At 61.3% G+C, this 12,613-nt stretch carries 14 protein-coding genes and 2 tRNA genes; 8 read left to right on the forward strand and 8 right to left on the reverse strand.

The features are described from left to right. Nucleotides 1-25: 25 nt before the first annotated feature. Nucleotides 26-979: an alpha/beta fold hydrolase gene (locus tag KHO30_RS20595; RefSeq protein ID WP_211702055.1), complete on the reverse strand. Its 954-nt coding sequence runs from the start codon at nt 977-979 to the stop codon at nt 26-28. Nucleotides 980-1,193: 214 nt separating this feature from the next. Between KHO30_RS20595 and KHO30_RS20600 the strand changes: the two genes are divergently transcribed. Both KHO30_RS20600 and KHO30_RS20605 read left to right on the forward strand, forming a co-directional pair. Next, the gene (locus KHO30_RS20600) at nt 1,194-2,579 is read left to right on the forward strand and encodes an amino acid permease (RefSeq protein ID WP_211702057.1); all 1,386 of its coding nucleotides are present in this window, start codon (nt 1,194-1,196) and stop codon (nt 2,577-2,579) included. Nucleotides 2,580-2,720: 141 nt separating this feature from the next. Beyond that, nucleotides 2,721-2,945, forward strand: a complete 225-nt coding sequence (locus tag KHO30_RS20605; RefSeq protein ID WP_093638969.1) for a DUF6900 domain-containing protein — start codon at nt 2,721-2,723, stop codon at nt 2,943-2,945. 97 nt (nt 2,946-3,042) lie between these two features. Here the strand turns inward: KHO30_RS20605 and KHO30_RS20610 are convergent. After that, a tRNA-Leu gene (locus tag KHO30_RS20610) sits at nt 3,043-3,127 on the reverse strand. A gap of 106 nt (nt 3,128-3,233) precedes the next feature. After that, nucleotides 3,234-4,619: an oxygen-independent coproporphyrinogen III oxidase gene (hemN, locus tag KHO30_RS20615; RefSeq protein ID WP_211702060.1), complete on the reverse strand. Its 1,386-nt coding sequence runs from the start codon at nt 4,617-4,619 to the stop codon at nt 3,234-3,236. 232 nt (nt 4,620-4,851) lie between these two features. Between hemN and KHO30_RS20620 the strand changes: the two genes are divergently transcribed. From KHO30_RS20620 to KHO30_RS20630, 3 genes are all read left to right on the forward strand, one after another. Next, complete coding sequence (locus KHO30_RS20620; RefSeq protein ID WP_200618061.1) at nt 4,852-5,181, forward strand: YkgJ family cysteine cluster protein; 330 nt, start codon at nt 4,852-4,854, stop codon at nt 5,179-5,181. An 89-nt stretch (nt 5,182-5,270) separates the two neighbouring features. Beyond that, nucleotides 5,271-5,864: a DUF1439 domain-containing protein gene (locus KHO30_RS20625; protein ID WP_200618064.1), complete on the forward strand. Its 594-nt coding sequence runs from the start codon at nt 5,271-5,273 to the stop codon at nt 5,862-5,864. Nucleotides 5,865-5,943: 79 nt separating this feature from the next. Next, the gene (locus KHO30_RS20630) at nt 5,944-6,780 is read left to right on the forward strand and encodes an undecaprenyl-diphosphate phosphatase (protein WP_211702062.1); all 837 of its coding nucleotides are present in this window, start codon (nt 5,944-5,946) and stop codon (nt 6,778-6,780) included. An 85-nt stretch (nt 6,781-6,865) separates the two neighbouring features. Here KHO30_RS20630 and trmB read toward each other — a convergent pair whose 3' ends face one another. After that, a complete protein-coding gene (trmB, locus tag KHO30_RS20635) occupies nt 6,866-7,672 on the reverse strand; it encodes a tRNA (guanosine(46)-N7)-methyltransferase TrmB (protein WP_211702065.1) in 807 nt (268 codons plus the stop codon). A gap of 398 nt (nt 7,673-8,070) precedes the next feature. Between trmB and KHO30_RS20640 the strand changes: the two genes are divergently transcribed. Continuing rightward, nucleotides 8,071-8,454 carry an aggregation-promoting factor C-terminal-like domain-containing protein gene (locus KHO30_RS20640; protein ID WP_200618067.1) on the forward strand — a complete coding sequence of 128 codons (384 nt, stop codon included), beginning with the start codon at nt 8,071-8,073 and terminating at the stop codon, nt 8,452-8,454. Between the two features lie 3 nt (nt 8,455-8,457). After that, nucleotides 8,458-8,937 carry a hypothetical protein gene (locus KHO30_RS20645; RefSeq protein WP_211702068.1) on the forward strand — a complete coding sequence of 160 codons (480 nt, stop codon included), beginning with the start codon at nt 8,458-8,460 and terminating at the stop codon, nt 8,935-8,937. Nucleotides 8,938-9,110: 173 nt separating this feature from the next. On the opposite strand, the gene KHO30_RS20650 is transcribed toward KHO30_RS20645, so the two are convergent. The 4 genes from KHO30_RS20650 to KHO30_RS20665 form a co-directional block, all read right to left on the reverse strand. Continuing rightward, a tRNA-Gly gene (locus tag KHO30_RS20650) sits at nt 9,111-9,184 on the reverse strand. Nucleotides 9,185-9,270: 86 nt separating this feature from the next. After that, the gene (locus tag KHO30_RS20655) at nt 9,271-9,834 is read right to left on the reverse strand and encodes a YggT family protein (protein ID WP_093638987.1); all 564 of its coding nucleotides are present in this window, start codon (nt 9,832-9,834) and stop codon (nt 9,271-9,273) included. 216 nt (nt 9,835-10,050) lie between these two features. Beyond that, nucleotides 10,051-10,371: an EthD family reductase gene (locus tag KHO30_RS20660; protein ID WP_211702071.1), complete on the reverse strand. Its 321-nt coding sequence runs from the start codon at nt 10,369-10,371 to the stop codon at nt 10,051-10,053. A 77-nt stretch (nt 10,372-10,448) separates the two neighbouring features. Continuing rightward, complete coding sequence (locus KHO30_RS20665) at nt 10,449-11,387, reverse strand: Rossmann-like and DUF2520 domain-containing protein (protein WP_211702074.1); 939 nt, start codon at nt 11,385-11,387, stop codon at nt 10,449-10,451. 768 nt (nt 11,388-12,155) lie between these two features. Here KHO30_RS20665 and KHO30_RS20670 point away from each other — a divergent pair. Then, nucleotides 12,156-12,458, forward strand: a complete 303-nt coding sequence (locus tag KHO30_RS20670; protein WP_093638996.1) for a hypothetical protein — start codon at nt 12,156-12,158, stop codon at nt 12,456-12,458. Nucleotides 12,459-12,613 lie beyond the last annotated feature (155 nt).

Below are 12,613 nucleotides of genomic sequence, written 5' to 3' on the forward strand. Positions count from 1 at the left end.
GACGGAGGGCGTGACCGGCGACAGCCTACTGTTGCCGGCTCAGCTCCCGCGCTGCCCGATCGATCACATCCGAAACCGCGCCAGCATGCGACACCGGCACGAGATGGCTCGATGAGATCGGCACGATCTTCGCGCCCATCCGGTTGGCCATGAACTGTTCGACTTCAGGCGATATCGCGCGATCCCTCGTCGTCACGATGTACCACGAAGGCTTCTCTCTCCACGCCACCTGGCTGACCGTTTCGCTGAAGGCCCTGGCGGAGATCGGCTGTTGCGCGGCGGAGAGCACGCGCGTCAGATTCTCGGGCACGTCGGCGGCGAAGTCGGCGTGGTATTTGCTGCGGTCAAGCCAAAGAAAGCCTGTGGAATCCGCGGTGATGGCTTGACCCGCTGGCGCCGGCGCCGCGCGTTTCATCAGGTCCATTGTCGATTCGTGCAGGTCCGGTGCAATCGCCGCCACATAGACGAGACCGGCGACGTTCGGCGCGTTCGCGCCGGCCTCGGTGATCACGACACCGCCCCATGAATGTCCTACGAGGATGGTCGGGCCATCCTGGCGCGCGAGAACACGGCGGGTGGCGGCGACATCGTCGGCCAGCGACGTGAGCGGGTTCTGCACCGAACTCACGTGATAACCCTTCTGCTGCAATTTCGCGACGACACCGTTCCAGCTCGACCCGTCGACGAACGCGCCATGAACCAGCACGACGTTGCGCACGGGGCCGGTCATCGGTGCCGCGGGTGGTTTGGCGGCGGTCGCTTTTGGAGCGGCAGGCGTGGGGACGGCGGCGGGAGTCGCAGGCATTGCGGCCGGCGCCGCGGGCGGCTCCGGTGCTTCCGGTGCGCTCGATTCCATGCCCGGCATGTCGGCCGGCTCGGCGGCGGGTTCTGCCGTGGGCGCCGCGGTTTGCGCGAGGGCACCCGCCGCAGCGAAGCTGAGACACAAAGCAGCGGCGCAAAGCAAACGTTTGGGCGACATGTTGAATCTCCGAAGGCAAAAACCTCGACTAGGGCAACATACAGAAGCCCCACGCCAGTGACAATCACTATCCTCGCCGTTAAGTGCGGCGCAGAACCAAGCGCGGGTTGCTCCCAGTATTTAGGTAATATCGGCCGCGGTAAAATTTCAGGTTCTGCCGGGGCAGACCATAAGTCTGATCGGGCGATCGATATCCATACACTGGGGCGCAATTTTGAATAGTGCACAGCAGCAAGACGGCCTGAAGCGCGGGCTTAAGAATCGTCACATCCAGCTGATCGCGCTGGGCGGGGCGATCGGCACGGGCCTGTTTCTCGGCTCCGCCAGCGTGTTGAAGGCCGCCGGCCCGTCGATGATTCTCGGCTATGCGATCGGCGGCATCATCGCGTTCATGATCATGCGCCAACTCGGCGAAATGGTCGCGCAGGAACCGGTTGCCGGTTCGTTCAGCCACTTCGCGTACAAGTATTGGGGTGATTTCCCCGGCTTTCTGTCCGGCTGGAACTACTGGGTGCTGTACGTGCTCGTGAGCATGGCCGAGCTGACCGCTGTTGGCACCTACGTGCACTACTGGTGGCCGGGCGTGCCTACTTGGGTATCGGCGCTGGTGTGCTTCGCCGTCATCAACGCAATCAATCTCGCCAACGTCAAAGCATACGGCGAAACCGAATTCTGGTTTGCGATCATCAAGGTGGTGGCGGTGATCGGCATGATCCTGTTCGGCGGCTATCTGCTGATCAGCGGCCATGGTGGTCCGCAAGCGTCGATCACCAATCTCTGGGCCGACGGCGGCTTTTTCCCGCACGGTTTTCATGGCCTGTTCATGATGCTCGCGGTCATCATGTTTTCGTTCGGCGGCCTCGAGTTGATCGGCATTACGGCTGCTGAAGCGGCCGATCCGCAAAAGAGCATTCCGAAGGCCGTGAATCAGGTGATCTACCGGATTCTGATTTTCTACATCTGCTCGCTGGCGGTGCTGCTTTCGTTGTATCCGTGGAATCAGGTGGCGGCCGGCGGCAGCCCGTTCGTGATGATCTTCTCGCAGATCGGCTCGACACTGACCGCGAACATCCTCAACGTGGTGGTGCTGACCGCAGCGCTGTCGGTCTACAACAGCGGCGTCTATGCGAATAGCCGCATGCTCTACGGTCTTGCGGAACAGGGCAACGCACCGCGCGCGCTGATGAAGGTCGACCGGCGCGGCGTGCCGTATATGGCAATTGGTTTGTCGGCGCTCGCCACGTTCACCTGCGTGATCATCAACTATCTGATTCCGGCCGAAGCGCTTGGCCTGCTGATGGCGCTGGTGGTGGCCGCGCTGGTGTTGAACTGGGCGCTGATCAGCCTGACGCATCTGAAGTCGCGCAAGGCGATGGTGGCGGCGGGCGAGACGCTCGTGTTCAAGTCGTTCTGGTTCCCAGTCAGCAACTGGATCTGCCTCGCTTTCATGGCGCTGATCCTCGTGATTCTGGCAATGACGCCGGGCCTGTCGGTTTCGGTATGGCTCGTGCCCGCGTGGCTGGTCGTGATGTGGCTTGGCTACGTGTTCAAGTGCCGGCGTGCAGCGACGCATGGCGGCGCACAGGTGGCAGGGCGGTAAGGCGGGGAGTGGGCACCGGCGCTGTTGGCGTCGGACCGCCCAATATCGAGAAGAGCTTCAATATGCGGCCGAACGTCACATATTGCTTAAGCAATTATTGCCTAAGCTGATAAGTGCAATGTCGCACGTCAGGAGCCGAATATGAACACCACCATCGAACACGACGCACGTCTGGAATTGTTGCTGTCGATCGCGCATGAAACGCTCGGCATCGCGACGTTCGAACTGAGCGGCAAGCCGAGCGCCGATTTACGCATCGTGCGTGTCGATAGTCTCGCGCGAGCGCTGGAAGCGGCCTACGACGCCGGCCTCATGGTCGGTCATCGAGTGAGCTCGAATAAATGTCCGGCTGACCATCTTCAGTAGTGCGCTTTAGCCGCTTTGCAGAAGACAACAAAAAACCCCGCGCAGCATGACTGGGCGGGGTTTTCTGATCTTTATACGGTACTGCTGGAATTTCTTTTGGTGCCCAGGGCCGGAATCGAACCGGCACGCCTTGCGGCGGGGGATTTTGAGTCCCCTGCGTCTACCAATTTCACCACCTGGGCAGGTCTTGCAGCGCACGCGCCAGAGTATGGCTCGCGGCGAAGACGCAGATTATGGCGGAAAATTCGACGACGGGCAAGCCGGTCGCTTTCTTCGCATACCCAGCCGTCAAACCGTGCGTGAAAAACGTTCGAGCGTTTGCTGACCGAGATAGCGGTCGAACATCATCGCGATGTTGCGCACGAGCATGCGTCCGGCCATCTGCACTTCGAGCTTGCTGTTGCTTACCGACACCAGCCCGTCCTGCTCGAAGCCTCGCAAGCGCTCCAGTTCCGGTTCGAACGTGTCGGCAAAGCGGATGCCGTACGCGGCTTCGAATTCGTCGAAGCGCAGTTCCAGATTGCACATCAATTGCGTGATCACATCGCGACGCAGACGGTCGTCCGCAGTGAGGCGCACGCCGCGTGTGATCGCGAGCTTGCCCGCATCGATTGCCGCGGCGTAGCCCGGCAGGTCCTTGATGTTCTGCGCGTACACGTCGCCGACTTTACCGATCGACGACGCGCCGAAGCCGATCAGATCGCATTCCGCTCGCGTGCTGTACCCCTGGAAATTCCGATGCAACGTGCGCTGCGCTTGTGCGCGCGCGAGTTCGTCGGTGGGCAGCGCGAAGTGATCCATGCCGATGTAGACATAGCCCGCGTCGGTCAGGCGCTCGACGACCAGCTGAAGGATCGCAAGGCGCACAGCAGGCGAGGGCAGCATGGCCTCATCCATCTGCCGTTGCATCTTGAAGAGCTGTGGCATGTGCGCATACGCGAACACCGAAAGACGATCGGGTGCGAGTTCGATCATCGTGTCGAGCGTGCGGCTGAAGCTATCGACCGTTTGATGCGGCAGCCCGTAAATCAGATCGACGCCGATCGAGTGGTAGCCCGTATCACGCGCGGCTTGCATCACCGACGCAGTCATCTCGAGCGGCTGAATGCGATTGATTGCCTGCTGCACCACCGGATCGAAATCCTGCACGCCGAGACTGAGCCGGTTGAAGCCGAGTGTGCGCAAATGCGCAATGGTCTCGGGCGACGCTTCGCGCGGATCGACTTCGATCGAATATTCGTCTTCAGTATCGGGCAGCAACGTGAAGTGCTCGCGCGCGGCGGCCATGAGTTCCGCCATTTCATCGTGCCACAGAAACGTGGGCGTGCCGCCGCCCCAATGCAATTGCGAAACGGGGCGTCGCGCGTCGAAACACGCGGCCTGCAAAGCCATTTCACGCTTCAGATGCTCGACATAGGGACGCGCGTGCGCGCGGTTCTTTGTGGCGACCTTGTTGCAACCGCAGTAGAAGCACACGGTGTCGCAAAAGGGGATGTGGAAGTACAGCGAGAGATCGGTGGCAGAGGAGCCTGGGTCCGCCGCGGCGCGCAGATAGTCGGCGGGATCGAAATCGTCGCGGAACTGCAAGGCCGTTGGATAGGACGTATACCGTGGACCGTTCGCGCTGTATTTGGTGAGCAGGTCGGGGCGGAATAGCGTGTTGGCGGTGGTCATGGGGCGCTCGGGTTTGACGGCCACCCTTGAAGAGGCACGAGCCGGAGGATTCTCGGGACCGGTTCGAACAGCGCAAACGCCTCTTGAGCGTGGCCTTTCGTATCCAGCAAGTTTACGTGAGCGACCCTTCGCGTAATTGTGTAAAAAGGTCGCACGAGATGCGATGGCACAATGCGGGTCTGGCGCTGCGTTGTATGTTGTATTGCCTGTTTTCGAGTTCAGGAAAAATGTCGTGAGTGATGTGCCGAACAGCGTTGTGAAGCGCGAGTCCCCGTTCCATGTGGCCGGTCATGCGTGCCGCCCCGATTGTGGCGCGTGCTGTATCGCGCCGTCGATTTCGAGCCCGATCCCCGGCATGCCGAATGGCAAACCGGCGGGCGTGCGCTGCGTGCAACTCGGCGATGATCTGCGCTGCGCGATCTTCGGTCAGCCGGAGCGGCCGGCGTGCTGTTCCGGTCTGCAACCGCAGACGGAGATGTGCGGCACGAGCCGCAGCGAGGCGCTCGCTTGGCTCACCCAGCTTGAAACGCAGACTCAACCGCAACTGGCGGTACGCCAATAGCGCGCGGGAACGATTCCGTCACGTCACCCATCCGAACAAACAACCCAACGCAACCGCATGCTCGAGAAGGCTTCCACAGGAGATTTCGCATGACTCGACCCGCTGCGCCGACCCGGCGCCGCTTCCTGCTTGCCGCGCTGACAGGCTGCACCGCGCTTGGCATCACCGTGTCGCTGGCGGCCTGCGCGACATCGATTTTCCCTTTTATCCCCTCGCATTACACGTTCTCGCAGCAGCAGGTGCAGGATGCGGTGCAGCGCAAATTCCCGTATCAGCGGACGGTTTCGCAAGTGTTCGACGTCGCGCTGACCAACCCGGTGGTCGGCTTCCTACCGGACGCGAACCGCGTTTCGGTGAAGCTCGACGCTCGGCTCGCGAGCCCGTTCATGCCGCAACCGGTCGACGGCGTATTCACACTGTCGAGCGAGTTGGCTTACGACGCCGCCAGCAAATCCGTCGTGCTGAAGTCGCCGAGCGTCGACAACGTCAGCGTGAGCGGTCAGGCGCAGGCCTACACGCAGCAGATCAACGCCGCCGCGGCCGTGCTCGCCACGCAGTTGCTGACCAACTATCCGATCTACACCTTCAAGCCCGAACAGCTGCAATTTGCCGGGGTGAATTACGAACCCGGTACAATCACCATCCTTACAAACGGCATACGCGTGCAAATCGTCGAGAAATGACGCTGCGCGCGGCCGGCAGGGCCGCGCACACCGTGCCGCCCCTGTTCGTTTCGGCTATCTATAACAACGAGGGTCACGGATGGACTGGCTATTGGCTTGCAAGGCGCTGATTCTGGGCGTCGTCGAAGGGCTGACGGAATTTTTGCCGGTGTCGAGTACTGGCCATTTGATCGTCGCGGGCAGTCTGCTCAATTTCACGGATGAACACGCGAAAACCTTCGATGTCGTGATCCAGCTCGGCGCGATTCTGGCCGTGTGCTGGGAGTTCCGGCGCCGCATCGGCGGCGTAGTGGTCGGCTTGCCGAGCCGACCCGACGCGAGGCGCTTTACGCTGAATGTGATCATCGCGACGATTCCGGCGATTGTGCTCGGTCTGCTGTTCGAGAAGGCGATCAAGGCGGCGCTGTTTTCGCCCGTGCCGGTCGCGTTCGCGTTAGTGGCGGGCGGGGTGGTGATTCTGTGGGCGGAAGCGCGTCAGCGCACGCGAGGCGACGTGCCGGCACGTGTTCAGAACGTCGACGATCTGAGCCCGCTGGACGCGCTGAAAGTCGGCCTCGCTCAATGTTTTGCGTTGATCCCAGGCATGTCGCGCTCGGGTTCGACGATCATCGGCGGGATGCTGTTCGGTCTCGATCGGCGCGTTGCTACGGAGTTTTCTTTTTTCCTCGCGATTCCGATCATCTTCGGCGCGACGGCTTACGAGCTCTATAAAGACTGGCATCTGCTGTCCGTCGACGCGCTTGGCAGTTTCGTGCTCGGCTTCGTGGCGGCCTTCATCAGCGCGTTCGCCTGCGTGCGCTGGCTGCTGCGTTACATCGCCGCGCACGATTTCACCGTGTTCGCGTGGTACCGGATCGCCTTCGGACTGTTGATCCTGCTGGTGGGTTACAGCGGCGCGTTGAGCTGGGCGGACTGAGTCTCCGCATGTTTTCCGCGTCATGAGAAAAGGCCCGCGTTTGCGGGCCTTTTTGCTTATGGCGGGCACAACTGCGGTGCGGTTTTTATACCGCGGCGCGCTTCCTGAACACCAGATCCCACACGCCATGCCCGAGCCGCAGCCCACGGCGCTCGAACTTCGTCACGGGACGATACTCGGGACGCGGTGCGTAGCCGTCGGCGGTATTTTCCAGCGCAGGATCGGCGCCCAGCACTTCGAGCATCTGCTCGGCGTAGTTCTGCCAGTCGGTCGCGCAATGCAGATAGGCGCCCGGCTTCAGTCGCGAAACCAGCAATGCGACGAACTTCGGCTGGATCAGCCGGCGCTTGTGGTGGCGCGCCTTGTGCCAAGGATCGGGAAAGAAGATATGCACGCCGTCGAGGCTGTTCGGCGCGATCATCTGCTCAAGCACTTCGACTGCGTCGTGCTGAATGATGCGGATGTTCGACAACGTCTGCTCACCCATCAGCTTTAGCAGCGCGCCAACGCCAGGCTCGTGTACTTCAACGCCGAGGAAGTCGTCGTCGGGACGGTGCGAGGCGATCTCCGCGGTGGTCGCGCCCATTCCGAAGCCGATTTCCAGCACACGCGGCGCTGTGCGGCCAAACACGCTGTTCCAGTCGGGTTGTTGCGGCGTGAAGGGCACGACGAAACGCGGACCGAGTTCGTCCATTGCGCGGCGCTGGCCGGTCGATACGCGACCAGCGCGCGTGACAAAGCTGCGGATGCGGCGTCGATGCAAGGCTTCGTCTTGCGAGGTGCCGGCAGTCGCGTCGGCGTCGGCGTCGGCCGGTTGGCCTTCGGCTTCTGCTTCAGTTGGAGGCGGCGGGAGTTCGTCGGGCAGGCCGGCGTCGTTTGGATCGTGGATCATTATCGATACTGCTACTAGGGTGAGGGCCTGGCGGCTTGCATGGCGTGTTGCGAGGCGCCTTTTGCGTTTGTGCTTACGCTTGCCGCGGCATGGGCCGCAGTTCGCAGGCGCGGTTCGCTCGAATCGCTATGCCGGGCCGCCGCCACTACAAAAAAGCCGCCTTCATGGGAGGCGGCTCGTGCTGGATTCCGCTGAAAGCTCAGCAGGAAGGTGGAGCGGGCGTTGCAAGTGCGCGTAAGGTAGCACACCCGAAAAGGGTGCGTCCAGACGGTGGCCGACGCGGAGGGAGCCTGAATTCGGCATCAAGATTACGTTTTCATAACCGTGACAGCTATTCGTATGATTTAATCGCGCTGTAAGCCATTCCGTTGCAACGATTATCAAAACGAAAATCCACCATGGGCAAACACGCACACAATCATCGTCAGGCAAAAGCCGCCAAAACGGATTGGGTCGCTATCGATCCAACTGCGGTTCCAACTACTTCCCAGAATGCACTTCGCAAGGCAATGGCCATTGAAGGCGTCGCCCTCACTCAATTCAACGATTTACTGTGGCTCATGGCGCAGGAGTCGAGCGGTGTGGTCGACGTGCGCAATGGGAAGTCGTCCGCACGCGGGCTTTATCAGTTGCTGCGGCCTCAATATGAATTGAATCCGAATGGCGAAAAATCTTTCGGTAATGCGGTCGAAGAATGTCAGGGCGGGATTCGCTATATTCTCGGGCGATATCACACTGCGGCATCAGCACGGCTGTTCTGGGAAAAACACCACTGGTATTGAGCAATGAAAAAGTTTCTATTGATGGGCTTTGTGTCCGCCATGTGCTGGATGGGCGTCGCGCAAGCCGCCGATGCCGGCGTGCCGCGCTTTGAAGATTTCGCGGTAAGCGACACCTTCGCGGGCAAAGCGGCGAAAGTGCGGCTCGTATCCGCGGACGACAAGGAATATGCGACGCGTATCCGCGAAGCCAGCCGGCAGAAGCCGAACTTCGCCGGGCATTACGTGCTGGCAAGCTGGGGCTGCGGGGCGTCCTGCGTGTCCAGCGTGGCGATCGACGCGAAGACCGGCCGCGTCACGTGGCTGCCGTTTACGGTGTGCTGCTGGGACGTGGATGTGCAAGAGCCGATCGAATTCCAGCGCGACAGCCGCCTGCTGGTGGTTCACGGCAGCAGGAATGAAGCGGGTGGCGGGACGTACTACTACGCGTTGGACAAAGACGAATTCAAGCTGGTCAAGGCGGTCGAGAAAGCTGCGAAGAACTAGCGGCGGCCCCCGCAATGGCGCGTTGACACCACGCACGCTCATCTCGCGTTTTTGCGACTTCTCAAATGACAGACGGAGAGGGCGTAGCGGGTGGGAAATGCGGCGAGGTGCTGCAGATTCAGATCCTTTTCGCGAAGCCGCCTGGTTAATCGCCAGGCTGGCTGAAAAGAGTCTGGAGCGGGCGATGGGAATCGAACCCACGGCTCTAGCTTGGGAAGCTAGGGTATTACCATTATACGACGCCCGCAGAGCGCACGATTCTACTCGGGAAGGGGCGGTTAGCGCAAATCGCACTGCCGCCACCCTTGTTCCACAAGGCGCACGAAGCGCTGATCAGATCACGAAGTAGGTCAATTGAACGGCCGCACGTGTGACCACCATCAGCAGCACCTGCACGATCACGAACAGCAGGATCGGCGAGAGGTCGATGCCGCCGAGTTGCGGCACCACGCGGCGCAGCGGATTCAGGAACGGCGCGGTCAGCTGGTACAGAATCGGCATGGCCGGCGAGCGCGGATTGAGCCACGACAGCAGCGCCATCAGGATCGTCATCCAGATGATCAGGTTCAGCGCCCACTTGATCACGGTCAGCACGGCAACGATCAGCAGTGTCGGCACGAGCGTGAGCGGATCGGCGCCCGTGAGCACCACCATCAGCACCACATAAACGATCGCCGCAATCAGCGCTGCGACGAGACTCGCCCAGTCGATGTTGCGGGTGCTGTGCAGAATGTGCCGCAAAGGCAGCACGATCCAGTTGGTGGCTTGCAGCACGGCGTTCGTCACGGGATTGTACGGCGGCATGCGCACGACCTGCAGCCATGCGCGCAGCAGCAGCGCGGCGCCGAACAGCGTAAAGACGGTATTGAGCAGAAAACGGGCGATATCGCCAAACATCTCGTGTCCTTATCCTTCGGAAGGCGGCCGTCGATCGGCCGCAGGGTGCCGGCGCTGACCGATCGGTGCGCCGGCGGGTTCATTTGGATTGCCTGCGCCGTTCCCGAGGAGGGCGCGTTACGCGTCACAAATGGGGACGCAGTGCTTCAATTTCCAGATGCTCGAGTAGGCCAATCGGCGAACTGCATACCGTCAGGCCGCACCCGCCACTCGATATCACACAGAAACCTTGATTTCGCTGATCAGAATCGTGCCGTTGCCGCCGTCGGTGTAATTCGGAATGTCGGCAACCAGCTGCTCCGAGGCCGACTTGAAGACTTTATAGAAGTCGTCCGTGCTATCGAACAGGAAGTGGCCCGCGGCGACATACGGCGGTGGCGTTCCCGGCGGCCCTGCATTGATGCCGACGTCGACCGACCAGCCTTTGAGCGACGGCCCGAACAGCCTGGCCGCGAGCGGCATGTGCGTGACGCAGTAATAGTCCACGTCGAAGTGGCCGTTTTCCCGATACGGATAAAGGATGCTGACCTTGATCATTGTGCGTTCTCGTCTGTTGGTCCCGAAGCGCGGCGCTGGCGGATTGCGCGCGGCGCCGGACGTCACATTATCACGGCTTACTTGACGCTTGCACCTGCTGCGGCCTGATTCAGCGACCGGTTAAGCGATTCTTCCACCGCCTCGGCAATCGTGTCGATCGCGGCGGGCGGTTTGACGCGGCGTTCGGCCAGTCCGACCGCGCGCCGCGTCAGCAAACCGTACAGCGCGGCATGATCGCCGCCAAGGCCTTCCAGCAACGCCAACTGCTTTTCCACCACGCCCGTATCACCGCGCGACACAGGGCCGGCGAGCGCGTTGGGCAGGCCCTTGTCGCGAGCGGTTTCGATGGTGCCGGAGAGCATGGGCAGCAGCGCGCGCAACGCGTCGTCTTCGGCAAAACCCAGCGTGCGCCACAGCGCCACGCATTCCGCGAGGCTGCAGAGCGCGAAGCTGGCGGCGTAATGCGCGGCGGCGTGGTACAGCATGCGGCCGCCTGCAGGAATCGACAGCGGATGGCAGCGCAGGGCGACGGCCAGCGCCGTCAGAGCCTCCATGAGCGCGCCGTCGGCCTCGATCGTCACCGAACAGCCGGCGATCCGCTCCAGGTCGGCGAGATCGCCGCTAAAGAGGTACAGTGGGTGAAACCCGCCGATCGAGGCACCCTGGTCGCGCGCCGGGGCCAGCAACTCCACCGGCGAGGCGCCGCTGCAATGCACGAGCGCTTTGTCGCATGGGCCGGTCGCCGCGTCTGCCGTGAATCGCAGTGTGTGCGCCGTCGTACCGATGCTGTCATCGGGAACGGCTAAAAAGACGATATCGGCTGCGTCGACAACCTGTTGTGGATCGTCGAATGCGGCGCAATGTTCGATTTGACTGGCGAGCCGGCCGGCCGAGGCCGCCGAGCGGCTCGCCACCGCCGTGACAGGATAGCCGGCGCGTGAAAAGCTCAGCGCGAGACAGCGCGCGAGCCGGCCCGCACCGATGAAGCCGAGGCGCGGCAGAGGGGGCTGGGACATGGTTGCGTGCTCCAGGCGGGATACTTGAACGGGAATGCAGCAGTATCGCCCATCCGTCCGGCAGTAGTGTGTCCCGGTGTGGGTATTCCTCTGATCAGTCCGCGCGCGATATGGCGCGTCTGGTCGGTCATCCGGCCACACACGCCCCGCGGGTCCGAAAACTGCTCACAATTTCCTTCATGAGCCGGTTTTGCAGTTGCTGTTCTGGGTTTTTCGTCTCGCAGTCAGATTCGGGAGGTAGCGATGAATATTTTTTCTTACCGAAAGCACTTGCGGTTCCTGACGCACTCACAGCGCCGTCGCTGGTGGGATCAGAAAAAGCGCCTGACGCCACGCGTGCGCATCAGTGGCGCGTATGTTCCGCCCAGCGTCTCCCGAGAATTCGCCTATGTGAAGGTAGGCTGACAATACCGTCTGCTGATGGGTAAGAAATGCCCGGTGCGATTGCACCGGGCATTTTTCATTTGGGCCGTCAGGATTGAAGCTAATTTGTAATCAAAGATTACTGACAAGTGAGAACCGGGAGCCGCAAGACCCTCAGGGCAGTGGGTTCACGCGCATTTCACCGCTGGCAAACCCTTAGTTCTCAGTCTGTTGCGCGGCATGTCCTGGCGACCTCGCGCCGACGCACTTTCCGACCTATTGCCGCCAATTGCAATTTGCAACAAATGCGAACATCTATGCATGGTCTTTTTCGATACATTGAATTCATAGCATGCAAGGCATGCGAAGTCGGCGACCTTAGTGGGCCGCGCCAGGAGAATAAAAGTGAAAAAGATCGTTCCGTTTGTCGTTGCCGCCGCACTCGGCGTGGGGTTCGCTACTGCTGCTGAGGCGCACGTTTCTGTCGGTATCGGTATTGGCATTCCGGTTGCGCCCGCGTATCCGGTTTATGCCGCGCCGCCGCCGGTCTATTACGCGCCGCCGCCTCCGCCTGTGGTCTATGCGCCGGGCTACTACGCGCCGCCGGCAGTCGTGGTGGGTGGGTATTACGGTGGCTACGGCCGTCCTTATTATCATCACGGTTACTACGGTCGCGGTTATTACGGCCACGGCTACTATCGCCGCTAATCGCGGGCAGAGCACAGCATGGGTTGACGGCGTAACGCCGGCTTGATCGCCGGGTTACGCCGTTTGTGTTTCTACTGCGGCATACCGCGCGACATACCAAAGCATCGTCGAAGCTGGGAGAATGGCTGTTTCGCCACCGCTCTGGAGAGTTTCGT

It is taken from the genome of Paraburkholderia aspalathi, from assembly GCF_905220735.1.
Classification (GTDB): Bacteria; Pseudomonadota; Gammaproteobacteria; order Burkholderiales; family Burkholderiaceae; genus Paraburkholderia; species Paraburkholderia aspalathi.

Coding starts and splice junctions, on each gene's coding strand:
- KHO30_RS20595 (WP_211702055.1), bottom strand. CDS start 979: ATGTCGCCCAAACGTTTGCTTTGCGCCGCTGCTTTGTGTCTCAGCTTC.
- KHO30_RS20605 (WP_093638969.1), top strand. CDS start 2,721: ATGAACACCACCATCGAACACGACGCACGTCTGGAATTGTTGCTGTCG.
- hemN (WP_211702060.1), bottom strand. CDS start 4,619: ATGACCACCGCCAACACGCTATTCCGCCCCGACCTGCTCACCAAATAC.
- KHO30_RS20625 (WP_200618064.1), top strand. CDS start 5,271: ATGACTCGACCCGCTGCGCCGACCCGGCGCCGCTTCCTGCTTGCCGCG.
- KHO30_RS20630 (WP_211702062.1), top strand. CDS start 5,944: ATGGACTGGCTATTGGCTTGCAAGGCGCTGATTCTGGGCGTCGTCGAA.
- trmB (WP_211702065.1), bottom strand. CDS start 7,672: ATGATCCACGATCCAAACGACGCCGGCCTGCCCGACGAACTCCCGCCG.
- KHO30_RS20640 (WP_200618067.1), top strand. CDS start 8,071: ATGGGCAAACACGCACACAATCATCGTCAGGCAAAAGCCGCCAAAACG.
- KHO30_RS20645 (WP_211702068.1), top strand. CDS start 8,458: ATGAAAAAGTTTCTATTGATGGGCTTTGTGTCCGCCATGTGCTGGATG.
- KHO30_RS20655 (WP_093638987.1), bottom strand. CDS start 9,834: ATGTTTGGCGATATCGCCCGTTTTCTGCTCAATACCGTCTTTACGCTG.
- KHO30_RS20660 (WP_211702071.1), bottom strand. CDS start 10,371: ATGATCAAGGTCAGCATCCTTTATCCGTATCGGGAAAACGGCCACTTC.
- KHO30_RS20665 (WP_211702074.1), bottom strand. CDS start 11,387: ATGTCCCAGCCCCCTCTGCCGCGCCTCGGCTTCATCGGTGCGGGCCGG.